This window comes from Stenotrophomonas sp. KH_052, from assembly GCF_057838755.1.
In genome coordinates, this window is the sequence record NZ_CM174475.1 from 4,531,285 (window position 1) to 4,555,967 (window position 24,683).

Below are 24,683 nucleotides of genomic sequence, written 5' to 3' on the forward strand. Positions count from 1 at the left end.
TGCACTGCGACTTCTGCATCAATGTGGCCCGACACTTACAGCCGGGCCACATTGCCCACCGCTTACTTCTTCTTAGCGCCCGAAGCCGCCTCGGCGTCGCAACGCTCCTTCAATGCCTTGGTCTGAGAGTCATTCAGATCAACCTTGTACTTCGATCGATCAGCCAGCTGCTCGCACGTCTTTGGCTTAGCTTGTGGCGCGGCGGCCGGCACCGGATCGGCATGCAAGGCAGGATCGTGGGCAGATGCGCCTGAGGACCATGTCAGGCCGGCAACGAGGCATACAGCGAACGTATAACGCAGTTTCATGGATTGACTCCTGGGTTGGTTCCGGCGGAATGCCGGGGGTGTTACGGCTGATACAGGTCGGCCTGATAGCCATTCAGTTCGATTGTGATGATCACCGGCGAGGTACCTCGGTTCTGCCAATACCAGCCATGTGTTCCATCGAAGGGAGCGATGAAAGTCCCCTCTGCTTTCGATTGGGCGCCCTCTACGGCGTAGCTGGTCCAGGCTCCCTTCACGTCAGGTCTCTCGCCATGCATGTCCACGGCAACCGGAGCGCTGGATGTCCAGCGGAACAGCATTCCTGCACCCGTGGTCATGTGGGACTTCAGCTCCATGCCTTTGCCTGGCTCGATTTCGATGGTCATGGTGTCCTGACGCAGCGCGCCAGAACCAAAACCTACAGCCGCTGGATCAAGGGATTGCCCCTTGTTCTCTCCGAAGGCGACCTTGGCCTTCTCGGACAAGGCCGCAATGGCTTCCGGGCGCCCATTTGAGGTTTGAGGAACGGCTTCAGATGCGGAGGAATCGCCGCTCGCGGCCAGCGCATCCAAACCGAGGGCACGACCCACGCCAGTCGGGTCAATGCCGTACTCGGCGGGCAGTACGGTAGTGATCAGAATCACACCAGCGACCGCCACGGCGAGCGCGGTCGATTTGAGCAGTCGGCGAGTGCTGGGAAGTTGCTGATTGATGGAAATGGACATTGAAAGCCTCGATCAAAGGTCAGGAAACGAAGTAGCCCGTCAGTTGCATGCCCATCAGCACGAAGCCGGCACACATCAGGACGGTATTGATGCTGTAGGCCTGCCGATGGAAGGACGGCAGGCGACGCCAGAAGCCCATCAGAATCAGGATGCCGGCCAAGGCCAGCAGCTGGCCCAGCTCCACGCCGACGTTGAACGCCAGCATGTTGGGCACCAGCCCGTCAGCGGACAGGGTGAAATCCTGCAACTTCGTTGCCAATCCGAAGCCATGGAAGAAGCCGAAGATCAGCACGGCTGCTTTGGTGTTGGGCTGCACGCCGAACCAGCGCTTGAACGCCCCCATGTTGTCCAGTGCCTTGTAGACCACTGACAGTCCGATGATGGCGTCCACCACGTAGGCATTCACGTGGAAGCCACCCAACACGCCCAGCAGCAGCGTCGTGCTGTGACCAATGGCGAACAAGGTCACGTAGATGCTGACATCACGCATCCGGTACAGGAAGAAGATCACCCCGAACAGAAACAGCAGGTGGTCGTACCCTGTGACCATGTGCTTGGCACCCAGGTAGGTAAATGCAATCAGCTGGGTGCCCGTGCTGTCCTCCAGGAAGGCTTGGTCACCCTCACTGACACCGTGGGCGAACGCAGCCCAGGGAATCAACAGCGCGGCCAGCAGGAGGAGCCACGACAACGGTCTGTTCAACGGAATCAAGCGTAGGTTCCTCAACGTTGGAAAAAGGGAAAGCGTCATTCGGCTTCATCCTTGGACGTATCGCCCTCGCGATGGATGAGGCGGTAAAGCGCAGGAAGCACCAGCAGCGTCAGAAGCGTGGACGAGACGATGCCGCCGATGACCACCGTGGCGAGAGGACGCTGTACTTCAGCGCCGGCACCGACGTTCAGTGCCATGGGCAGGAAGCCCAGGCTGGCGACCAGGGCAGTCATCAGCACAGGTCGCAAGCGTCCCGCTGCCCCCTCGCTGACAGCGCGGTGGAGAGGCACACCCTGTTCCCGCAGGCTTTTGATGAAGCTGATCATCACCAGGCCGTTCAGTACCGCCACGCCCGAAAGCGCGATGAACCCGACACCGGCCGAGATGGACAGCGGAATGTCACGCAGCCACAGAGCCGCCACACCGCCGGTAAGGGCGAGCGGCACGCCGCTGAAAACGATGGCGGCATCACGTCCCGAACCAAACGCCATGAACAGCAGGCCGAAGATCATCACCAGCACTACGGGCACCACCACCATCAGCCGCTCGCTGGCCGAGATGAGCTGCTGGAACGTGCCGCCATACTCCACCCAGTAACCTTCAGGCAGCTGGACTTCATCTCCGACGGCGGCGCGCAGCTCCTCGACGAACGAGCCGAGATCGCGTCCGCGGACGTTGCTGGTGATAACCACACGCCGCTTGCCGTTCTCGCGGCTGATCTGATTCGGGCCTGGAGCCACCTCAACCTTGGCCAGCTGCCCCAGCGGAACGAAACCGCGATCAGCATCGGCCTCTGTCGAACCTGACACCGGTACAGGCAGTGATTCCAGCGTGCGCGTGTCCTGACGCAGGTTCTCGGGCAGCCGCACGACGATGTCGAAACGACGATCACCTTCGAATACTTGGCCAACGGACTCCCCACCCAATGCGACCGATACGGTCTTCTGCACATCGTCGATTGCCACGCCATAGCGCGCCAACGCGTCCAGGTCAGGCGTAATGGTCATCAACGGAAGGCCCGAGACCTGCTCCAGCTTCACGTCCGCTGCGCCGGTGATCCGGTTGGCAACGTCCTCGATCTGGCTGCCGATCTGTGCGAGTTGATCCAGATCGTCGCCATAGAGCTTGATCGCCACTTCCGCGCGCACGCCGGCGATCAGCTCATTCATGCGCATCTGCACCGGCTGAGTGAACTCGTAGTTGTTGCCGGGGATGGCTCTGACGGTCTTCTCCAGCTCGGCAATCAGCTGGGCCTTTGGTTTGCGCGGGTCCGGCCACTGGTCCCGATCCTTGAGCATGATGAAGGTGTCGGCGACCGACGGAGGCATCGGGTCGGTCGCCACCTCGGCAGTACCGATCTTGGCCACCACCTCGTCGACTTCAGGGAACTGCTTGATGGCAGCTTCCAGCTGGCGTTGCATGCCGATGGCTTGGGTAAGGCTGGTTCCGGGGATGCGCAGCGCGTGCAGGGCGATATCGCCTTCATCCAGGTTGGGGATGAACTCTGTACCCATGCGACTGGCACCGATGCCGGCCACCACGGTAAGTGCAACCGCTGCGCCGACCACCCACCTACGGGCACTGACCGCCCGCTCCAGCAGAGGGCCATACAGGCGGGTTACGCCACGCATGACCTTGGTTTCCTTCTCGGACACCTTGCCGGTGACGAACTGCGCCACGGCAGCCGGCACGAACGTCAGCGACAACGCCATGGCACCGGTGAGGGCGATTACCACGGTCAAGGCCATGGGATGGAACATCTTTCCTTCCACACCCGACAACGCGAAGATCGGGATGTACACCGCCGCGATGATGAACAGACCGAACAGGCTGGGCTTGATGACCTCGGCGCTTGCCGAAGCGGCCAGGGAGAATCGCTCCTCGCGCGTTAACAGGCGTCCCAGCGCATGCTGGCGTTCACCGAAGCGGCGCAGGCAGTTCTCCACGATGATGACCGCGCCGTCCACGATCAGGCCAAAGTCGAGCGCACCGAGGCTCATCAGGTTGGCCGATACCCGGTTCTGCACCATTCCGGAGATCGTTAGCAGCATGGTCAACGGGATGACCGCAGCGGTGATGAGCGCGGCGCGCAGATTGCCCAGCAGCAGGAACAGCACCGCGATGACCAGCAGCGCGCCCTCCAGGAGGTTCTTCTTCACCGTTTCAATGGTGCGATCCACCAGCTCGGTTCGGTCATACACCGGGTGTGCACGAACGCCCTCGGGCAGCGTGCCGTCGATCTCCTTCAGCTTGGCAGCGGTGCGCTGGGCAACGGCCCGGCTGTTCTCGCCGATCAGCATGAAGGCCGTGCCAAGCACAACTTCCTTGCCATCCTTGGTGGCGGCGCCGGTCCGCAGCTCGGTGCCTTCGTGGACATCAGCAAGATCGCCTACTCGCAGCGGCAGCCCCTCACGATTGGCCACCACGATCTTGCGCAGGCCGTCCATGTCGGCAACCTGCCCAGGCACGCGTACCAGGTATTGCTCGCCGCTCTTCTCGATGTAGCCCGCACCGACGTTCGCATTGCTGCGGGCAACGGCCTCCATGACGTCCTGCAGGGTCAGGCCATAGGCCTGCAGCTTGCGGGGGTCTGGCGTGATATGGAACTGGCGGACGTAACCGCCCACGGTGTTGACCTCGGTCACGCCCTTCAGGTGCCGCATCTGCGGGCGTACCACCCAGTCCTGCAGGGTACGCAGTGCCATTGGCGTCCAGGTTTTCTCAGCTCCTGGTTCGGCCTCCACGGTGTACATGAAGATTTCGCCCAGGCCCGTGGCAACCGGTCCCAGTGTTGGCTTCAGGCCATTGGGCAACTGGGAGGCCGCCTGCTGCAGACGCTCAGCAACCTGCTGGCGGGCGAAGTAGATATCTGTCCCATCCTCGAATACCACGGTCACCTGCGAAAGGCCGTAGCGCGAGATTGAGCGTGTGTACTCCAGACGTGCCAACCCGGCCAGTGCGGTTTCAACCGGGAAAGTCACGCGCTGCTCGGCTTCCAGTGGCGAATAGCCAGGGGCTTCGGTGTTGATCTGTACCTGTACATTGGTAATGTCAGGCACGGCGTCGATGGGAAGCTTGCTGTAGTTCCAGATGCCCAGGCCGGACAGCGCCAGCACGAGCAGCAGCACAAGCCATCGATGCGCGATGGACGCGCGAATGATTCGCTCTAGCATGGGATGCCCCTCAGTGATCGTGGCTCGCGCCAGACTTTTCGATGTCCGCGCGAATCAGGTAGCTTTGCTCGCTGACATAACGGGTACCGGGCTTGAGGCCACCGAGTACCTCGACCAGCTGCCCATCGCGCTTGCCGAGCTCAAGCATGCGCACCTCATACGTGTCGCCCACCTGTGCGAAGACCACGGTGAAGTCACGGAAGCGCTGCAGCCCGGATTCCTTGACTGCCAACGGGACCTGGGTTTCGGACAACACGACCTCGGCCGACACGGCCATACCCGGGCGCCACCGGCCGTCTTCATTGGGGATGCTGACCCGTGCGACTACGCTTTGGCCGGCACTGGCCAAGGGGAGCAGGCTCTGCACCCGTCCTTGGGTTTCATGGGCGCCAGTGGCTGAGCGAAGCGTCACCACCTGGCCTGCAGCAAGCCGCTCGGCGTCGGTGCCCAGTGCCCGCAGGTCTACCCATACCTCGGAGAGGTCGGCGATCTCGAACAACGTGTTGTCTGCCGCCACGTCCCCAACGCTGGTATTACGCGCCAACACAATTCCGCCAAACGGCGCGATGACGGCATAGCTGCGCATGCTGTCGTTGCCTTCCACCGTGGCCAGAGTCTGGCCCGCACTGACTCGCTGGCCCATCTCGACTGCAACGCTGCGCACCACGCCGGGAAAGCGTGCTTTCACTGCGGCTTGCCGCGCCGTGTTGACCGTCACGTTGCCCATCAAGGTCACTGTGTCGCGGATGCTGGCACTGCCTGCTGCTTCCACCACGATGCCCGCGTCCTTAGCTGCTTGTGGTTCGATTCGCGTACGGCCTTCATAGGAGGGGTAGTTCCAGCGATGGGACTTGCCTGCTGCGGTGGCTTCGGCCACCACATCGAACGAGTGCGGCTCAGTGACCTCCCCACTGCCGACGAGGTAGCCGTTCTCCGGCTTGAAGCTGAAGGTATTGACCTCGCCGTCCAGACGCTTGAGCTGCATGCTCGCCTGCACTTCGGAAGGCGGAATCGGTTTGTCGTTGCGATACGCGTAAAGACGGAAGTGTGGCGGCGTGTTGGTTTCGTAAACGGTGATCTCGAGGGCAAAATCGCCGTCACGCAGCATGCGCCCTCGATTCGGCCCTCGTTCGTAGTCGGCGGATGCGGCAGCTGTCTCGGTAGAGGCTTCGGTCGCGGCTTTGTCACCGCCGCAGGCGGAAAGGACCAAGGGGAACATGATCAGGAATGCGTAGCGGTTCATGGGCGGATGTCCAGAGCGGAGGCGGTGAGGCGATCTGCCTCGACCAGCAGTCGGAGATAGCGGGCGGCGGCTTCAACTTCGCGCTCGCGAAGGTCGAACAGGGTCTTCTGCGCCTGGCCCAGCGCCAGATAGGAGAATCGGCCCTCCTCGAAGCCGCGCCGGCTCTGCTTCAGTGCTGCCTCGGCCTTGGGCAGCTGGCGTTCGCGTACCGACTCGACCTCCAGCTGCGCTTGCCGCAATTGCTGGTAGATATCGAAAAGTTCCTGTTGCAGTTCAACGGCCTGCGCTTGGCGCCGGGCACTGAGGGCAGACAGCTCGTGGTCGACTTCAGAAACGGAATACGCTGATCGCTTGCGGCTGCCCAATGGGACAGAAACCGACATCACCAATCCGCTGTCTTTGGTGGCTTCCAGCCGGCGAATGCCCAGGCCCACGCTGACATCTGGCCGGGCGGCGGCAAGCGCCACGTTACGGCGCGCGGTCAGCACGCCTGCCTGGGACTCAAGAAGCTGTTGCTGAGGTGTCGAAGGCAGCTTCGCGGCCATCGCCTGGAACTGCTCAAGGGGGGGCAGCACCGAGGTATCACCAGCGACGGCGCCAAAGTCGACCGTCAACGCACCCCATGAAGCTGCGAGCGCATGGCGTGTCGACTCCAGACGCTCCAGCGCCTGATCGCGCTTGAGTTCGGCGTCGGCAACTGCGATTTCTGCCGCTCGCAGGTCGGAATCAGGATTGCGCGCCGCCGAGACCCAACGCCCGACCTCTCGCTGCAGGGCGCGCGCCATCGCGATGCGCTCCTGCGCGTGTTCCACATGCTCCTGCGCGGCCAGCACATCGATGAACCGTCCTGCGGCTCGGGTGGCGATGGTTACGCGAGTCACGTCCCCTGCCCGTTGGGCCGCGTCGATCTCCGCGCCGCCCAATGCCTGTCGCGCAGCGCGCTTGCCGCCGAGTTCCAGCAGGCGGGATACGCGGAACGTTGCCTCAGCGGCATCCATCCCTGAAACGCTGCCGCTGCCAGCAACGTTCTCCAGTTCCCCGCCCAGAATGATGGGCGCCGGCAGGCCCTCCCGGGCTGCACGGCTGCGGGTTGCCTCCAGCTGGGCGGCATCAGCTGCGGCGCTCGGATGACTGCCCAGGGCGCGGGCGACCGCTTCCTCCAGGCGCAGAACTTCGGCGGCATGGCCAGGCACGGCCATACCGCAGGCGCCGGCAATGGCCAGCGCCCACACACTACGGAATTTCACGGAAGCCTCCGGAAAGATGTTAGAACAACGCGCTGCCGCCCGCTAAGGCAGGCAGCAGAACAGGCCGCGCGGACGCGGCAGGCGTTGTCAGACGATCGGAGGCCGGAAGGGCGAGGCGGGATAACCCAAAGGCACGCGCAGCAGCCGCAATGCGGGCACGTCGGCGCTCAGTGCGAGAGCGACTACCTGGTGGTGGCCATTGAACAGGCTCCCTGCGAAGCTTGCGTCTGCCTGGTGCAGCACGCTGTGCGCACCAGAGGCGTGGTCGTCGTCGAGGTTGTCACTGGCTCCGGCCGGATGGGAATGCCCATGGTCGAACGCAGCGGCGATGTCGTGCTCCAGACCATGCAGTTCGCTCAGCTGGATCACCATCGGCCGCGCCACAACACTCAGCAGCATCAGCGCGAAAAGGCTGATGCGGGCGAGCACACGGTGGCGGGCGGAAAGACGCATGGGATCTAGGGTAAATGTGGCACGTGGCCTTGTCGAGATGGTAGGACGAATGTTTGCAGAGGAGCGTACCCGGCTGCCCCGGGCACGCCCTCCTGGCCTGGTCTTACATTTTCTTCAGCTGTTCATACTGCCCGCCCGTACGCAGCAGCAGGGTGACCGGTTCCTCGCCGCGATTGCGCCAGAACCAGCCGTGGTTGCCCGTAAAGGCGGCCAGAAGTACGCCCTGGTCGGACGCCTCACCTCGCCCCTTCTCATAGCTGATCGCACGACCACCGCCGTCACCATGGGTGTCGAAGTTCACCACCCCGCCCTGGACCGACCAAGTGTAGGTCGCACGCTCGCCTTCCTTCATGGAAAGCTTGATTTCGGTACCCTGACCGGGCGCCAGCACGACTTCGGCTTCGTCACGCCATTCCGTGGCTGCGGGCGCTGAGGCCGAAGCAGCGGCCGGCTTGGGAGTGACTTCGACTGTCTGGCGATCCCGCGTGGAGACCTGGGTGAGCACGGCGAGGCCCTCCTCGGCCCGGGCATCCATGGCCGCATCCGCTGCGGCTTCTTCGGACAGTTGCTGCTTGATCTGTCCCATCTCGGTCAGACCCAGCATTCGGCCTATACCCAACGGATCCACGGCGTGTTCCGCAGGCAGCACGACACCGATGAGAAGCACGACGGCGATGCCGGCGGCGATGAGGGTAGTGCGCGCCAGCTGGCGGCTGCTGGGGAGGTCACTTTCGAGGGGCTTGCTGTTGTACATGATGGTAGGGATCTCTCAAGGATTCAGGAAATGGCGTAGCCGGTCAGCTGCATGCCGATCAGGACGAAACCTGCGCAGAGCATTGCCGCGTTGGCGAAGTAGGCGTGCTTGAAGAAGCTGGCGGTGCGGCGCCAGTAGCCCATCACAATCAGGATGGCGCCCAGGGCAAGCATCTGCCCCATTTCCACCCCGACGTTGAAGGCGAGCAGGTTCGGAAGAAGACCATCGGGGGAGATGTCGTACTCGATGATCTTGGTGGACAGGCCAAAGCCATGGAACAGTCCGAACACCAGTGTCGCGACCTTGGTATTGGGCTGGAAGCCGAACCAACGCTGGTAGGCACCGAGGTTGTCCAGCGCCTTGTAGACCACTGACAAGCCGATGATCGCATCGATGAGATAGCTGTTGATGCCCACATTGAAGAGCACACCCAGCAGCATCGTCGTGGAATGACCGATGGCAAACAGGGTGACGTACAGCGCGACATGCTTCATCCGGTAAAGGAAGAAGATCACGCCCAGCAGGAACAGAATGTGGTCATACCCGGTGGCCATGTGCTTGGCGCCCAGGTAAGCGAAGGCGATCAGATTTACCCCTGATATCTCTTGGATGTAACCCTTGTCGCCCTCGGCGATGGCATGCGCCAGAGCACCATCGGCAGTGAAAACAAGTAGCAACATGGTTATCGCTGCGAGCAGCGTGCGCGGCCAGTGCGACGGCATGGCCATGGGATGGGTACGGGTGGATAACCCGGAATGTGGTCTGGGGATCATGATGGAGTTCTTGAGTGACATGACATGCCACGGACCTCCGCGCCGCGCCCCGCCACAGGCGCACGGCAACGCCATGCAGATGTGTGCCAGGGCACGCATGCACGTCGTTACCGCGCGGTGGCGCAGGAGTCAGCCGGATCGTGGCCGGAATACAGAGGGGAACTGCGATGCGTCTAGCCGCAAGCCAGCCGCACGCCCGCAGAAAGCAGGCAGCGCGGCAGACATGCGCCCGGCATCAGGCCGCGACGATGGGAGGCCTGAACAACGATGAGCAGTGATGGGCAATGAACGCTGCCTGGCGATGCCAGGGGTGCGCACCACGGCCGATGGCTGGATCGTGGAGTGCTACGTCCAGCAGGATGCCAAGTGACCCGCCCAGATCGGACTGGTGCAGCACGCCATGGCCGCCCGACGCGTGCAGAGGATCCCGATCTGCAGCATCACGATCGCCCGCGTGCGGATGTCCATGTTCGGCTGCGGTCTGCACCATGTGCTGCAGACCATGCAGCTCGCCAAGATGATTCAGCACCGGGCGCAGGAACATGCTCGCCACCAGCATCAGAAAGATGCTGGTGAGCAGTCGCACATTCGATATCCGGCGCAGTGATGTCATGCTCAAAGACTAGTGTGTTGCTGGATCAAAGTCGACACGAAAAAGGGGGGGTGTTCAGCGTGCGCGCGCTACTGGGCATCTCTGGTGACTCGTCGTTCATCCGGGCCAACGGGTATGGTTGTCATCGATGACAAAACGGTGCGAGTGGCCTTGTTCCGTATGCGCGTGTTCCTGCATGTGCGGGTGGTCCGCAGGGAGATCATCATGTCGGTGGGTGATTGCGTCAGGATCATTCGCAGGCCAGGTACGCCAGGCGAATAGAAGCCCCGCGCAGGCCACCACCGCGAGCGCCAGAACCGCCACCGGCATGCCCAGGCGTGCCCCCACGGTACCGGCCAGTGGGTAGGCAATCAGCCAGCAGACGTGGGAAAGCGAGAACTGCGCGGCGAACAGGAAAGGAAGGTCAGTGGACTCTGCCGAGCGCCGTAGCAGCCGGCCGCCTGGTGTCACCAAGCCGGCGTAGCTCATGCCCAGCAATGCCCAGCCGGACAGCACCAGGGGCCAGCCGATCGCGGAGGGCGTCAGCCACCACGTAACCCCCAAGGCGGTAAGCACCGCAAGCATCATGCTGGCTGCAGAGAGCATCACGCGACGGTCCGGTACGCGGTCCAGTACCTTGGGAAGAACCAACGCCATCAGCATCGAGCCGCCGCCGAACGCAGCCAGGGCCCAGGCGACCTGGGCTTCAGCACCGCCCAGCACGTTGCGCACGACCACCACCGTATTGACGAATACCATCGCACCACCCGCGGCAGCGCACAGGTTCAGCGCCAGCAGGCCTTTCAGTCGAGGCGTCTTCAGATAGATACGCATGCCACGGATGGCCCGTGCATAGGGGCCTTCCTTGCGCGGCGAGGCTGCAACGAAGGGGAATGCCGTGACCACGACCAGCAGCGCTGAGCAGACGAAGCCCACCGACGTACCGGCGAAAAGGCCATGGAAGCTGATCAGTGTCAGCAGGGCCGCCGCCAGCGCAGGGCTGAGCAGGCTTTCCAGGTCATACGCCAGCCGCGACAAGGACAATGCACGGGTGTAGTCGCGCTCTTCCTTGAGGATTTCCGGAATGGTCGATTGGAACAGCGGCGTGAAGCAGGCTGATGCCGACTGCAGAAGAGCGATGAGCAGGTACACCTGCCAGATCTGATTCACGAAAGGCAGGCACAGTGCCGCGGCCGCGCGCACCAGATCAAGCCCGATCAGGACCGGCTTACGCAGATTGGCTGGCACGACCGCGCCGGACATAGGCGCGAGCAGGACGTAGACCACCATCTTGATGGCCAGTGCCGTGCCGAGCACCTGGCCGGCCTGCGCGCCGGCCAGGTCATAGGCGAGCAGCGAAAGCGCCACGGTCGCCAAGCCAGTACCGACCAACGCAATCACCTGGGCAGCGAACAGATTCCTGAAGGTCGGAAAACGGAGAACCTCGATCATGGCTGTCCTCGGAGGAATGGAGTGCAGAAATGCCAATACCCTGCGGATCGTAGAACGATCCGCAGGGCCGGGCGTGAAACTGTGGAAGGGAACGTACTCAATCGGTTTCCGGCGCCGGCAGTGGGTCCTCGATGCCCGCTGCCTTCCTGCGCGCAGTCCTGCGCAGCACCAGCCCACACAGTGCCGGCAGGACGAACAGGGTCAGTACGGTTGCCGTGATGAGGCCGCCGATGACCACGGTCGCCAACGGCTTCTGGACTTCAGCACCCGTGCCGGTTGCGATCGCCATGGGTACAAACCCCAGTGAAGCAACCAAGGCCGTCATCAACACGGGCCGGACGCGCTCCATTGCACCCTGCTCCACCGCCTCGTTCGGCTCCATGCCGTCATGCAGACGCTTCTTGATGGCGGAGATCAACACCAGTCCGTTCAGCACCGCCACACCCGAAACAGCAATGAACCCCACTGCTGCCGAGATCGAGAACGGAATGCCACGCAAGGCCAGCGCGAAGAAGCCACCGGCCAGCGCCAGCGGTACGGCCGTCAGCACAGTGCCGGTCAACAGCCCGTTGCCGATGGCCATATACAGCACCGCGGCAATCAGGATGAAGCACAGCGGCACGATGATGGCCAAACGCTGGGTAGCTGCCTGCAGGTTCTGGAACTGCCCGCCCCACTCGATCCACGAGCCGGTCGGCAGTTGCACCTGCTGTGCGATCGCTACCTTGGCATCGTCCACGAAGCTGCCCAGATCACGCCCCACTACGTTGGCCTCTACATAGATCCGGCGCTTGCCGTTGTCACGACTCACCTCGTTCAGACCCTGCGTGAAGCGGAAGCTGACCAGCTCACGCAGCGGCACCGAAGGGCTGCCTTCCTGATTCCCCGGCGGCAGCATGACCGGCACCGCACCCAGGACGTCCAGATCACTTCGGTCGACGCGGGGCAGTCGAACCACCACATCGAAGCGGCGATCGCCCTCAAAGATCTGGCCCGCCTGGCGTCCGGCCAACGCGGCCGACACCGTATCAGCCACATCCTTAACGGTCAGGCCATAGCGGGCGATCGCTGCGCGATCAAACGCCATGTCGAAGGTCGGGAAGCCACCGGTCTGGGCCACACGCACATCCGATGCCCCGGGAATCTTCTTCAGCACAGCAGCAATTTTGTCTGCGCTGGTGGCCAAGGCCGTCAGGTCTTCGCCGTAGATCTTCACCGCCACGTCGCTGCGCACACCACCGATCAGCTCGTTGAAGCGCATCTCGATCGGCTGCGTGGCGTCGTAGTTGTTGCCCACCAGGAACGCGGTCTTCTCGCGGATGCGCTCGATGACCTGCTCTTTGGTCTTCACACCATCAGGCCACTGGTCCTTCGGTTTCAGGATGACGTAGTTGTCCGATGCGTTTGGCGGCATGGGGTCTGCGGCAAGGCTCGCCGTACCCGCCTTGGAGTAGACGGTCTGCACCTCGGGAAGCGTCAGCACAGCCTTCTCCAGGGGAAGATCGATGGCTACCGACTGTTCGATGGAGGTGGAGGGAATACGAACGGAGGACAGGTTCAGGTTCTGCTCGTCCAGTGTCGGCATGAACTCACGTCCGACGAAGGAGAACGCCACCGCGCCGGCCAGCAATACGCCCAATCCGCCGGCAAGATATGGCATCGGTTGCCGGATCGCATTGCGCAGCAACGGCTGGTAACGGCTCTTCGTGGCCGCCACTACACGCACTTCCTTCTCGGAGATGTGGCCCTTCAACATGACCGCGACCATCGCCGGAACGAATGTCAGCGAGAGGACAAAGGCCGATGCAAGCGCCAGCATCAGGGTGATCACCATCGGCGAGAACATCTTGCCTTCCACGCCCTGGAACGTCAGGCACGGAACAAAGACGAGGAAGATGACCGCCTGTCCGTAGATCGTCGGGCGGACCATCTCCTTGGAGGACGCGATGGTCTCGTGCAGGCGCTCGCTCAGAGTGAGGATTCTACCTTCGGCATGCTGACGCTCGGCCAATCGTCGCAGTGAGTTTTCGACAATGATCACAGCACCGTCGATGATCAGTCCAAAATCCAGCGCTCCCAGGCTCATCAGGTTGCCGGAGATGCCCAGCTTGTTCATGCCGATGGCGGTGATGAGCAGGGACAACGGAATTACCAGTGCAGCAATCACTGCCGCACGCCAGTTACCCAGCAACGCGAACAGGATGACCACCACCAGCAGCGCGCCCTCCGTCAGGTTCTTGGCGACGGTCTTGATGGTCGCCACCACCAACTGCGAGCGATCCAGCGTCGGGACGATGCTCACGCCCGGCGGCATGGTCTTGCTGATCTCCTTGAGCTTGTCGCCGACGGCGGCGGCCACGGTGCGGCTGTTGGCGCCCACCAGCATCAGCGCGCTGCCCACTACCGTCTCGTAGCCGTTGCGACTGGCGGCACCTCGCCGCAGCTCGCCGTCGATCACCACCCGCGCAACATCACCCACCGTGACCGGAACACCGTTGCGGTTACCCACCACGGCCCGCGCGATCTCATCCACCGAACGGATACGGGCATCAGCTCGCACCAGATAGGATTCGCCAGAGCGCTGGATGTAGTCCGCACCCACCGAAAGATTTGCATCCTGCAGCGCGTTCGCCAGGTCGGTGTAGGAGAACCCATACTCAGCAAGCTTGGCTGCATTGGGCTCGACCACATACTCCTTCACATAGCCGCCCAGGCTGTCGACGTCAGCCACGCCCGGCGTCGTGCGCAGCTGCGGGCGCACGATCCAGTCCTGTACCGTGCGCAGGTACGCTAGGCGCGCCATGTCATCGGCCAGGCGATCGCCCTGATCGGTCAGGAACGAGCCATCGCTCTGCCATCCGGGCTTGCCATCGTTGCGTGGCGCGTCCTTGCCATCGGGGTGTGTGAACTCGACGCTGTAGTGGAATACCTCGCCCAGGCCAGTGGAAACCGGCCCCATCAGCGGCTCGGCGCCTTCGGGAAGCTGCGGCCGGGCCTGGGTCAAGCGCTCGGTGACCTGCTGGCGCATGAAGTACAGATCGGCACTTTCATCGAAGATGACCGTCACCTGGCTGAAACCGTTGCGCGAGAACGAACGCGTGTTGGCAACGCCGCGCAGGCCCGCCATCGCGGTCTCGATGGGATAGGTCACCCGCTTTTCCACTTCCACCGGGCTGAGCGTGGGGATGACGGTGTTGATCTGCACCTGCTTGTTGGTGATGTCCGGGGTGACATCGATCGGCAGCATGTTCAACTGCCAGGCACCGATGACCGAGATCACCAGCGTGATGAACAACACCAGCCAGCGGTGCCGCACGGCACCTGTAAGCACCTGTTCGATCATCACTCGTCTCCGCCGGACTTGTTCATTTCCGCCTTCACCAGGAAGGCGTTGCGGGTTGCTACGCGGGTTCCTGCGGAAACACCGGAGAGGATCTGCGCCATTCCACCACTACGCACGCCTACGAACACGGGCTGGGCGTTGAACCCCTTCTCCGTGCGCACGAACAGCACGTCTTTGCCATCGATGTTCTGCACGGCTTCTTCGGGAACGGACATGCCACCGGACTGCCCGGCTGACGCCACAAGGCGCACCTGCACGCCGTCACCGACGACAAGTCCGGCGCCAGCGTTTTCCGGCGTAATCACCACGGTTGCAGCTCGAGTCAATCCTCCCACCGCCGTCGCTACAGAACGGACCTTGCCTGATACCACGGTGCCGTCAGAGCGCACGATGGTGGCAGGATCACCGGAGCGGATCCGGCTGGTATCACCCGCGCGCACCGATGCCTGCACCTCCACGCCGTTCGAGCCGGTGACGCGATAGAGGGTGGCCTGTGGTTCAACGAATACACCCAGTGTGGCCTGGGAACTGCTGATGGTCCCGGCGATGGGGCTGACCACCGAAACGCTGCCGCCGCCATCGACGTTGGCGGTGCGAGCCACCAGCGCAGCCCGTTGCGCTTCGGCCTGTGCCGACAGGTAGGCAGCTTGGCTGGCTTCGGCCTCCTGCCGGGCAAGCACCCCCTGCGCCAACAGCGACTGGTCCCGGCTGGCGTTCTTCTGCGCCAGGGAAAGACCGGCATTGGCCACGCGCAGATCTGCTGCAATGCGTGCGCCATCAGGGCTGGCGACCCGTGCAAGGACATCGCCCTTGGCGACCTTGTCGCCCACCTGGCGAAGCACCTCGGTCACGTTGCCTGCGGCCCTGGATACCACCACGGCTTCACCACCCGGAATGGCAACGACGGAGCCTGCTGCGCCAATGTTGGCTGCCACGTCGGCAGAGGTGACAGCCTCAACGGCAATACCGGCTGCTCCAAGATATGCATCGGGAATGGCAACGACCTGCACGCCGCCGTTATCTTCAGCGGCAGTGGGCGCAGCGTCTGCCGGGGCAGGCGCGCTGGAGGACTGCGAAAGGCGGGCGATGCCGAAGCCTGCGCCAAGCGCCAGCGCGGCGACGCCGAGCATGCCCAGAGTATTCACGGAAGGGGTGTTTCGCTTCATTCAACGGTCTCCGAAGACGATCTGGCCATTGGCCATTGCAAGTGATGCGTAGGCACGGACCCGGGCAAGGCGCGCATCGACCACGGTCAGCCGCGCTTCTGTCAACGTGCGGCGGCTGAGCAGCAGTTCCACCAGGGGCGTGCGGCCGGCCTCATACCCCAGACGGCCCATGCGGTAGGCCTCGGCCGCGGCTTTTTCACCCTCGGCAGCTGCCTCGAGGCCGCGTCGCGCCGCAGCCACCTGGGACAACGCGGTAGCGCGATCTGCCTGGCTCTGCAGGCGCGCAGCGTCCAATCGCGCCCTGGCCGCGTCGGTACGGGCACGGGCGGCGCTGATGCCGCCACTGTTGCGGTCGAACAGCGGTACGGACAGCGAAAGGCCCACGACCAGCGCGTCCCCACCTGCTGCAAAGCTGCGACGCCCTGCAGACACGCTCAGGTCCGGCGCACGCTTGAGCCTTTCGATACGCAGTTGGGCTTCGGTAGCGTCCACGTCCGCCTTGGCTGTCAGCACCGCCGTGGCATCGCCTGCGGTTGCGCCCACCGTTGGCCAGTCGCGCTCTAGAAGGGACTGGCCCACACCTGAGTACGTCTCGGTCTGGCCGGCCAGCACCGACAACTGCTCAAGAGCAGCCGTCGTCTCGGCATCGCGACTGGCAGCAGCCGATTGCGCCGCGCTCAGGCCGGCCTGGGCTTGGGCGGAACGAAGGCTGGCCTCTTTGCCAGCTTCCACCAGAGCCTTGGCCGCACGCAGGTCGCCCTCGGCGCGCTCCACATCCTCCTGCGCGATTGCCCGGCGAATCAGGCTGGCCTCGGCAGCGGCGTAGGCCACCGCCAGCGCTGCCGAGAACTCAACCTGCGCTTGGTGTTGCCGAGCTTCGGCCGCCTGCAGGCCCTTCTCGCCCGCCTGGATACGCGCGCTCCGCTGGCCGAAGATCTCCAGCGGCTGGGTCAGGGTGTAGGTCGTCTGGCGCTGGCTGCTGCCATTGCTTAAGGGTGCGTTGAGATTCTCGACAAGGCCGTCGATAGTGGGGTTGCGCAATGCTCTGGCCTGCCGGGCATCGCCGGCGGCCGCTGCGGTGTCGAAGCGCTTTTCCTGCAGGTAAGGCGATTGCGCCCTGCTCTGTTCCAGTAGATCTTCGTAGGTGGGCGCGTCGGCGGCCCACGCCACCGATGTGCCGAACAGCGCCAGCAGTGTCGACAAGGCAAGCAATGAGTACTTCATCCAGGGGTCCAGTGCAGTGATGCCGCATCAGCGGTCGTCTCATGCACTACGCGGCCTGTGTGCCGCTCCCCTCACATCTGGGAGATTTTTTTCTAACGACCCAACGCCGAGGCCAGTTTTGCCCGGGCGCGAAGTACGCGGCCTTCGATCGTTTTCAGGCTGATTCCCAGCGCAGCGGCCGCTTCAACCTGGGACAGACCGACGAATGCCGTCAGCACCAGTGCCTCGCGTAAGGCGGGATCGATGCTGTCGAGCACGCGCATCACGCTGGCGAGTTCAAGGCTGGAACTGGCGCTCTGTTCCGGGCCGGCCTGATCCGATACCAGCGTCCGGCCCTCTTCATCGTCGATGGGCCGGGCCTTGAATAGGAAGTAACGCACGCGGCGGAAACGCTGGGTATCGCGAACCTTGTTGATTCCGATACGCATCAACCACGGAAGCACTGGGCGAGCGGGGTCATACTCAGCCAACGCGCGCCACGCCGACACGAAAGTTTCCTGAACGACGTCGTCCACGTCGGTTTCCGGAACGCCCATGCCTCGCACCATCTGTGTGATGGTCGGCGAGTGCCTGCGCACCAGGCGCGCGAATGCCGCTGGGTCACCCGCAGCAGCTTCGACGGCCCAGTTGTTGTCTTCCTCGATCGTCACGCTCAGGCCATGCTTTCAAGGGGAATCGTTGCGCAGTGCGTCCAGCAGCGCCTTGTCGTAGGCAGCGCGGTGATCGGGCTTCAGCCCTGCACGCATCTCGAAGACGTGCTCCAGCGTGATACGCTGCAGATCACCCGCCGCACGCTCGACCTCCCTGCTTGCCGCCTCTACCTGCGGACTCCAGCGAGGATCGGCCGCAATGGCATCGGCAAGTTGACGGTTGGCGATTCGCAAGCGCGCCTCGATCTCGCCCCTGCGCGTCGCAAAGAGCTGCTCTTTGGCCTGCAGGATGTCCTTCTCCGAATTGTCCAGGGGCACCACGGCGTGCAGCCGTTCATGCAGGTCGCTGTGGCCAGGGTTGAGGTAGTGCCAGCCCCAGCCGATCCCCAGGGCGCAAACCACGCCGATGACCGCGCCGGCCAAGGTCGCCAAAGGCAGGCGCATGGCGGTTCCGATAGCCATCAGCGTTCCACCAGCAGGGCGTAGGGGGACATGGCAGACGGCGCCGCGACCCAAGTGGGCCGCGGGTTGGACTGGGTGACGAGGAATGCAGAGCCCACCCCGCCACAGGTCAGCACCGCAGACAACGCAGCACAGGTCACAGCGCGGCGGAGCTCGCGGCGTCCCGCCCACTTGGCAGGTGGCGGCTCCTGGGCCAGGCGGGCCAGCAGCGCATCGGTTCCCGCGCTGGCATCTGCGCGCGTTGCGTTTGCGGCTTTTGCAAGCCAGTCATCAAGGTTGTTCATCTGCAGATCTCCTCGTCCACATACTTCATACGGCTGCCAGGGCGGCTTCCCCTCGAACACTAGCAGTTGATGAACGTGGTTTCTGAATAGGCCTTCCGGGAGCTCTGCCCCAGCGGGATTCGTCAACGATGTCTGCTTTCGGCCATAAGCGATCGTCTAACCCGGGCTAGACACCGCCCTACTCTGCCAGCGGAGCGAACGATGCTTGGCTTGGCGTCCCCATGACTTTCTGGACAAGCTCGTAACCAGAAACCTCCTCGTACCGTGAGGGTATTCTTGCCTTTAGCCCATGGAGGCGCCGGTTTGCTGTCAATGCGAGCTGGTTGTAAGTGGTCGCTGTTACCCGTCCGCGCTGGGCTCCGTTGTATTCCCGGTTATTGACAGTTGGGATATTGGATGCGACCGAATGGCCGACCACGAAGGCATGGAAGAAAGGCCCACCCTGTATGCCTCCGCTGGAGACAAGTTCATCGACATACTCTGCCGCCTGATTCATTTCTTTGCGACCGATTTCAGAACGCCCTTTTTTCAACTCGATGAGCAGGACATCGCGCATCATCACGAGCTGATCCTTGCCGGTATCAAAACTTTCCGTCCCGACGATTGAGAGAGTGGCATCGGAGAGGACGACGATGTCGGGGCGCTTCGCAGCATTAGCAAAGGTCTGATTCTGCTTTCTCGCTTTGAATAGACTGGTGGCGACTGTTCGCAGGGTGTTGTTCGATGCATACTCCGAACTGTCGAACTCCGGCCCAAATAGCCAACGCGCCTGCGTCACGAGCGGATGAAGGGTATGCAACTCGTCAGCTTCCGGGTCGCCGCTGAGCTTCTCCATGGCGGCAATGATGGACAAACGACTGTCGATCTCATCCAGAACCGTGAGCGCATCCTCCACAGTCCACTGTCCTAGCAATCGATCCAGCCCGTCGATGTCGTGCTCATCCAGCTGCATCAGCTTGTCAAGGAAACTTGAACCGCTTCGTGCCTTCTGAATCTTGATAACCGCTTTGACGACCTTGTTGAGGGTCTCCGGCGGTATCCCTGGCTGGTCATGCACCACGGTCTTTGTGAACTGGGCTACTTCAAGCATGGATCGCCTAGGTAGCGTCCGCAGATCCTCTCGATTCTTGTAGAGCGCGTCTTCTGAGTTCTCCTCGATCAGGTGGGCCGACAACTTCTCGACCATTTCCTGGGCATACCCGTTGGCCGCTTCGAAAAGGTGATCAGTTCGCTCCGTAGTCTTGAACTTCGACCAGTCTGGTTCGATTTCGGAAAGCCACTCCGATCCGCACTCAATCACGAGGGCATAGCGCTTGGCAAAGCGCACCCGCCCATCCAGAACGACCATCGGCCCAACGGTCCAACTCGGCAGCCCGACCAACCGATTGCTCACCCAAAACGCTACGCCTTGGTAGCGGGTGGATTTCGCTGTGCGTGTTGTGTCCACCACATACGCCGTGACATCAAAGCCAGGTTCGACCTGAATCTTGCGTTCCTCCAGAAGGCCCTCATGCTCAGACAGCGGGACGGACTGGCCGTTCACCGAAACGACGAACTGCGGATCGTGCAGGAAGCGTCCTGACAGGACCGTCCTGATCCGATCTGGATCTGGGCGGTGGCGTTCAACCTCCACCAACAACCGGGTGCCATGGCCCGAACGGGTGGCTGTCTCATGGCTTTGGATGTAGAACGGCGACGGCTGATTTCGGGTCCCAATCACGAAGGTAGAAAGAACGCCATTTGTCCAAGTTTCGACCGTGTAATGATCAGAAAAGCACAACAAGCCATGGCGACCAATACCGTTGCGTCCGAAGGCCATGCGTACCCAATCGTCGCGTTCGGAAGGAAACTGGACGTTCGCCCCTTGGCTTCGATGCCTGTTGTATCCCAAGGTCATCCAGCGCTTGCGAAACTGGTCCTCGGTCATCCCGTGGCCATCGTCTTCGACCGACAGCATGCCACTTGTTTCCTCCGGGATGATCACGGCAACCCTGGCAGCCCCTGCATCCCACGTGTTGGCCACCAGCTCAGTGAGCGCCATATCTGGGTCATAGCCAATCCGCCCGAGTGACCGCAGCACGTAGTCTTCCTCAAAGAGAGCTTGGTTGGCTGCCTTGCCCTTCTTGTCCATGGGAATATCCGCAAAGTACTTGATCGGTAATATGTGCAAGACTATGCCGCCTTCCGCCGAGTTTGGCAAAAAGCTAAGCCCAGCCCATCTCACCTGCCGCGACGCCAGCCGACGCGTGTGCTATTGCCGGAGCGCCGTTCAATCCCTCGCCCGCTCCGCTTGACCCACTTGGTAATCTCCGTCAGCACGCCGACCAGGAATGTGCCGTATAGACAGCCACTGAGCTAAGCGTCCGCTTTCGGCCAGAAGCGGATATCAGAGTTTCACGTCAGCAGCCCAGCTGCACCCGCTCAGCTGATGCGCTTTGGACTGGTTCCCGCGGGACGTTGAGCACAATCGGTATCGGCGCCAGCCCAAGCGCTCCTCCGGACTGTCCGGCCTCGCCCCCGCCCAAGCCGCTTTTCCAATGACCTCACCCATCCAAATAGAGTCAAATAGCGCTCCGAGAGCGGTTCGGTTCCGACCAGCAGCGCAACACGCGTGACCGAGCAATGCCTGGCCCAAGGCTCTGGGAACCTATAGCGAAGACGGTGCGGCCGACGATCAAGCACGCTACCGTTGCCCAGAATGCCTGAGCATCCAGCGGAGAGGGCACCGAGGGAAACGAGCTACACGCTCGAAGTACGACGCCAGCGAACAGCACGACCGCCAACGATTGAATTCCGGTCAGTGCAAGGGCGACTCGGAACGCGAACCATGTGCTTTCGGGCACTCACGCGCGCATCCATTATGGCTGTGAGCCCGTGTTGGTGATGCTTCGCTGGGACGCCTGGTGGGACGACCACAAGCGTGTGCATCGCATCCGCAAGGAAGAAGGCGCTTTTTACGGCGTCGCCGGCAACCGATCAAGGTGGTCACGACACCCAATACTCTGTAGGACATTCACTGTCCCCAGTGACGCCCTGTTCGATGGACGTCGCTTCCGGCTACTAGAGGTGCTGGATCGCCCGCACCACACCAACAGCAAAGGGCTCTCACCCATACCACCGGCGCCCCTGCACAAGCAGTTCATCCCAGCCCCATCCCTTGGTGGGCGAGTACACCCAGTTTCGGAGCCTTCTCAAGCTGCGAAGCAAGTGCGCTACGAACTCGGCTAAGCAGGGCTCTCCCTTCGGAGCTTTCTATCGCCGCTTCACCAAAAACCTCCAGTTCCCGGATGAGCTCGCCAATCTCCAAGGTCCCGCGGTTCTCGGCATCCGAGGCCATTTCCTGATAGGCCCAGTCAATGTAGTCCCACATGCTAGTAGGATTGGAGTGGCCGCTTAAAGAAGCCACCTGTGCGAGTACCGTTGCTGCTGCCTCAACGCCAAGAATCCCAATGTTTCGAAGCCTCTTGATCCGATCGATGACCTGAAGAGTTATGTACCTGTGTCGAAGCATATGAGCCGTAGCGCGCTCTGAAACTCCGGCAAGCGCCCGCAGATCCGAGAAAGTCTGGCTCACCGTTGCAGCAGCTAGCCTTGAACCGCTCTGAGAGCAGAAGACCCAACCCTTGTCGCGACTCCCCCGTCCGGACTTGGTATGGCGGCGCATATGCATTTCCCGTTGCACCCTGATGTACTTCATGACCTCCTGCAAAGTTAGTGCGGGAACAGGAACCAGACGTATAGGGTTCCCCCTCCTCTTCGAGGTCCGCACCTTCAGCATGCCATCACCCTTCGATGCATCAAGTACATCGGTGACCCTGATCCAAACAAGCTCTTCGCGCCTGATCCCGGTATCCGCGAGTATCAGGAGCATCGCGCGATTGCGACTCTTTACGAAGGTGCGCTTCGCGCTTCGCTCGCACTGCGCCAGGAGTCGGCGAAATACCTCAAGAGGCATTGGTCGTACGACTCGCTTTGCACCACTTGGAAGCATCGCTGCATGCCTGTCCGAGGACACCCGGTCCAGCCGTTTCGTCCTCACCACGCGCCTTTCAACCGTGATAATCGCCTGCTCACCAAGCCGGCCGATCTGGAAAGGGCCGAGACTGATACATTCGGCCCAGCCAATGAAAGCGAGAACACGTGAGAGGATACGATTGATGTGCCTTGCGCTGGACTCATCCCGAACCACCAGCCAATCAGCAAACTCGATCAGATGATCATCATCGATCTCTCTCAGCTCCAGGCGACGCAAGTACAGAAATCGTACCAGCAGGCTTAGCTCACTCGCATAGGTGGATATCGTACCTACCGTCAGCCCAAGGCGTCGGCAATGAACTAGGTACGCATTCACTTCCCAGCAAGAACGGCCGTTTGGGAAGAACACCACCTTCATGCCTCCTGCCGCGCCCCTATCGAGGAACGAGGTGACGCGTCCAACCCCCGGTAACCGGAATTGATTGCTGGCCCTCCTACACAAACCACCATCAATCTTCACTTCACTACCCGTAGGGAGCTAGAGCCGCGGTACCGATCGAAGTGTCGCTTTAGCTCATCGGCTGCGACCTCCGATCCAAGAGCCAGCCTCTTGAAGCGTTGCACGAGATCACTGTACCTAGCGGTCATGTCCAGAACAGCATCCTCCAGCCAAGCCTCATCTTCCTGCTGTGCAACAGGCTTCCTCGCGGCCCCCAGAAGCTCTCCGATGGCACGCCTAAACGCTTCCATCCCGCCTGGGTACAGCGATTCCACATTGTTCCTGAGTGTTCGAACCGACATCGGAAAGATGCCTCGAGCCTCATCATTCATCCCGGCAAGATCACTCATGCGTCTAAAGAGATCACTATGCTCTTCAAGAAGGGACCCAACTGCCACCGCCTCGTCCAGGATGGCGATGATGCCCCGAACACTCCGTTCAGCACGAAGCTGCTTGTCCCGCACACCCGCAGCTACCTGTCCTTTACTGAGCCTTGGCATCATTCCCCTCTGTGCGAAATGAGGATTGTGAACGTACTACGATCGCCGGTTGTAATCTGAATCGGCTTGACACTGATCTTTCGCTCCTCAGAGAGCATCTCCAGATACTCCAAGACATCATCATGATCGAGAACAGCGAGATCGTCGCTTCCGAAGTGCTCGAGAAGAAGCGCCTTCAATTTTTGGGCAGATTCCGAGCCATCACCTGAGTTCACAGCCGCCATCGCCAAACAGGCTTCTGCATGACTGATCTCCTTGCCCGTCATAGACTCCTTCACGTATCTCCAAGTCTCCTCGACATCATGATGACCCATGAGCCACGCGAGCGCAGGTAGAGATGACTCTTCCCCCTCCGAATGAAAGAATGTCATAGCAAAGCTCCTTCGCAGTTGATGAGGCTCAAGCACCCATCGCTTTCCGTCGGGGCCACGGAGATCAAAGTAGTCACTTATGAGCTGGAGAACGACGCGCGGATGATTCTCACTGAATGGCCTGATGCCCTGCATTCCGACGAAGAACATCACGCGATCATCCAGCAACGAATCCTCCCTGGGCATCACCCGAAGTAGTTGCGTCCTGAGATTGTTCATGATCGATATCGCCATGGCAACGATACGTGGCACAGGCTTGTCAAACCTCGGCCTCTCGTTCCCTTCCCCCCGCTTTGCCTGGTGAATCGTCAAGTGGTAGCGACCATCAGATGTCAGGAGCGCATGCAACCCCATGTCAATGATCTCGGATCTCCTTGCACAAGCAAACAAGGCCACAAGTCCAAAGCAAACACCTAGATGGATTCGGATCAGTCCGAGAACCAAAGGGAACAACCGATAGGGTTCCAAATCACAGTACCTGTCATCCCCTCTCTCCCTGAAACGCTGGGAAACGAACCTCGAACAGCGTACTAGTGGACCGGTTTCAATCAGCGCTTCCGCATCCTTCAACAATGCAGTTGGCGACCGGTGGCCAAGGTCACCACTTTGGGCGATTTCATCAATCAACCCTGCAAGGTGAGCCTCCAATGCAGGCGCCTCCTCAAGCATCCACGCACACGCTGACCTAACAAACTGCCTACAGACGGTCGGTGGCAATGTCGCCGTGCGGCCCGACTGTTCTCTGCGAAAAGGTCGGCAAGCATCGCGAACCTCGCGAACATTGCTCAAAGCCCACGCGCTTAGGGTCTGGACGGAGTG

At 61.7% G+C, this 24,683-nt stretch carries 21 protein-coding genes; all 21 read right to left on the reverse strand.

Annotated features, from left to right (window positions below; genetic code table 11):
- Positions 1 to 62: 62 nt before the first annotated feature.
- The 21 genes from AC3ITW_RS20765 to AC3ITW_RS20865 all read right to left on the reverse strand — a co-directional run bounded on the left by AC3ITW_RS20765 (position 63) and on the right by AC3ITW_RS20865 (position 24,533).
- Positions 63 to 308, reverse strand: coding sequence for a hypothetical protein (locus AC3ITW_RS20765; RefSeq protein ID WP_046984183.1), 246 nt, complete (start codon positions 306 to 308; stop codon positions 63 to 65).
- Positions 309 to 349: 41 nt separating this feature from the next.
- Complete coding sequence (locus AC3ITW_RS20770) at positions 350 to 991, reverse strand: hypothetical protein (protein WP_046984182.1); 642 nt, start codon at positions 989 to 991, stop codon at positions 350 to 352.
- A 19-nt stretch (positions 992 to 1,010) separates the two neighbouring features.
- Entirely contained in the window at positions 1,011 to 1,682 is a 672-nt protein-coding gene (locus AC3ITW_RS20775; RefSeq protein ID WP_197593495.1) for a HupE/UreJ family protein, read from the reverse strand.
- Positions 1,683 to 1,738: 56 nt separating this feature from the next.
- Positions 1,739 to 4,876, reverse strand: coding sequence for an efflux RND transporter permease subunit (locus AC3ITW_RS20780; protein ID WP_046984180.1), 3,138 nt, complete (start codon positions 4,874 to 4,876; stop codon positions 1,739 to 1,741).
- Between the two features lie 10 nt (positions 4,877 to 4,886).
- Positions 4,887 to 6,119: an efflux RND transporter periplasmic adaptor subunit gene (locus AC3ITW_RS20785; RefSeq protein WP_046984179.1), complete on the reverse strand. Its 1,233-nt coding sequence runs from the start codon at positions 6,117 to 6,119 to the stop codon at positions 4,887 to 4,889.
- A complete protein-coding gene (locus AC3ITW_RS20790) occupies positions 6,116 to 7,366 on the reverse strand; it encodes a TolC family protein (protein ID WP_176422360.1) in 1,251 nt (416 codons plus the stop codon). The genes AC3ITW_RS20785 and AC3ITW_RS20790 overlap by 4 nt, the downstream gene beginning before the upstream one ends.
- 87 nt (positions 7,367 to 7,453) lie before the next feature.
- Positions 7,454 to 7,819, reverse strand: a complete 366-nt coding sequence (locus AC3ITW_RS20795; protein ID WP_046984178.1) for a hypothetical protein — start codon at positions 7,817 to 7,819, stop codon at positions 7,454 to 7,456.
- A gap of 103 nt (positions 7,820 to 7,922) precedes the next feature.
- Positions 7,923 to 8,573 carry a hypothetical protein gene (locus AC3ITW_RS20800; RefSeq protein WP_046984177.1) on the reverse strand — a complete coding sequence of 217 codons (651 nt, stop codon included), beginning with the start codon at positions 8,571 to 8,573 and terminating at the stop codon, positions 7,923 to 7,925.
- Between the two features lie 23 nt (positions 8,574 to 8,596).
- Positions 8,597 to 9,445 carry a HupE/UreJ family protein gene (locus AC3ITW_RS20805; protein WP_425528898.1) on the reverse strand — a complete coding sequence of 283 codons (849 nt, stop codon included), beginning with the start codon at positions 9,443 to 9,445 and terminating at the stop codon, positions 8,597 to 8,599.
- Positions 9,446 to 9,581: 136 nt separating this feature from the next.
- Complete coding sequence (locus AC3ITW_RS20810; protein ID WP_143048168.1) at positions 9,582 to 9,959, reverse strand: hypothetical protein; 378 nt, start codon at positions 9,957 to 9,959, stop codon at positions 9,582 to 9,584.
- A gap of 96 nt (positions 9,960 to 10,055) precedes the next feature.
- Positions 10,056 to 11,390, reverse strand: a complete 1,335-nt coding sequence (locus tag AC3ITW_RS20815; protein ID WP_046984174.1) for an MFS transporter — start codon at positions 11,388 to 11,390, stop codon at positions 10,056 to 10,058.
- Positions 11,391 to 11,487: 97 nt separating this feature from the next.
- Complete coding sequence (locus AC3ITW_RS20820) at positions 11,488 to 14,733, reverse strand: CusA/CzcA family heavy metal efflux RND transporter (protein WP_046984173.1); 3,246 nt, start codon at positions 14,731 to 14,733, stop codon at positions 11,488 to 11,490.
- Positions 14,733 to 15,899 carry an efflux RND transporter periplasmic adaptor subunit gene (locus AC3ITW_RS20825; RefSeq protein WP_046984172.1) on the reverse strand — a complete coding sequence of 389 codons (1,167 nt, stop codon included), beginning with the start codon at positions 15,897 to 15,899 and terminating at the stop codon, positions 14,733 to 14,735. The genes AC3ITW_RS20820 and AC3ITW_RS20825 overlap by 1 nt, the downstream gene beginning before the upstream one ends.
- Complete coding sequence (locus tag AC3ITW_RS20830; protein WP_160314165.1) at positions 15,900 to 17,102, reverse strand: TolC family protein; 1,203 nt, start codon at positions 17,100 to 17,102, stop codon at positions 15,900 to 15,902. It abuts the gene before it with no gap.
- A gap of 113 nt (positions 17,103 to 17,215) precedes the next feature.
- Positions 17,216 to 17,773 carry an RNA polymerase sigma factor gene (locus AC3ITW_RS20835; RefSeq protein WP_049444363.1) on the reverse strand — a complete coding sequence of 186 codons (558 nt, stop codon included), beginning with the start codon at positions 17,771 to 17,773 and terminating at the stop codon, positions 17,216 to 17,218.
- Between the two features lie 15 nt (positions 17,774 to 17,788).
- Positions 17,789 to 18,235: a periplasmic heavy metal sensor gene (locus AC3ITW_RS20840; RefSeq protein WP_046984169.1), complete on the reverse strand. Its 447-nt coding sequence runs from the start codon at positions 18,233 to 18,235 to the stop codon at positions 17,789 to 17,791.
- Positions 18,235 to 18,519, reverse strand: a complete 285-nt coding sequence (locus AC3ITW_RS20845; protein ID WP_046984168.1) for a CnrY/NccY family anti-sigma factor — start codon at positions 18,517 to 18,519, stop codon at positions 18,235 to 18,237. The genes AC3ITW_RS20840 and AC3ITW_RS20845 overlap by 1 nt, the downstream gene beginning before the upstream one ends.
- A gap of 178 nt (positions 18,520 to 18,697) precedes the next feature.
- Complete coding sequence (locus AC3ITW_RS20850) at positions 18,698 to 20,650, reverse strand: ATP-binding protein (protein WP_046984209.1); 1,953 nt, start codon at positions 20,648 to 20,650, stop codon at positions 18,698 to 18,700.
- A 1,008-nt stretch (positions 20,651 to 21,658) separates the two neighbouring features.
- Positions 21,659 to 22,771, reverse strand: coding sequence for a tyrosine-type recombinase/integrase (locus AC3ITW_RS20855; protein WP_160314166.1), 1,113 nt, complete (start codon positions 22,769 to 22,771; stop codon positions 21,659 to 21,661).
- A 239-nt stretch (positions 22,772 to 23,010) separates the two neighbouring features.
- Positions 23,011 to 23,493, reverse strand: a complete 483-nt coding sequence (locus AC3ITW_RS20860; RefSeq protein ID WP_152906995.1) for a hypothetical protein — start codon at positions 23,491 to 23,493, stop codon at positions 23,011 to 23,013.
- Positions 23,493 to 24,533 (reverse strand): site-specific integrase, encoded by a 1,041-nt coding sequence (locus AC3ITW_RS20865; RefSeq protein ID WP_160314167.1) that lies wholly within the window; start codon positions 24,531 to 24,533, stop codon positions 23,493 to 23,495. Before AC3ITW_RS20865 ends, AC3ITW_RS20860 begins: the two co-directional genes overlap by 1 nt.
- Positions 24,534 to 24,683 lie beyond the last annotated feature (150 nt).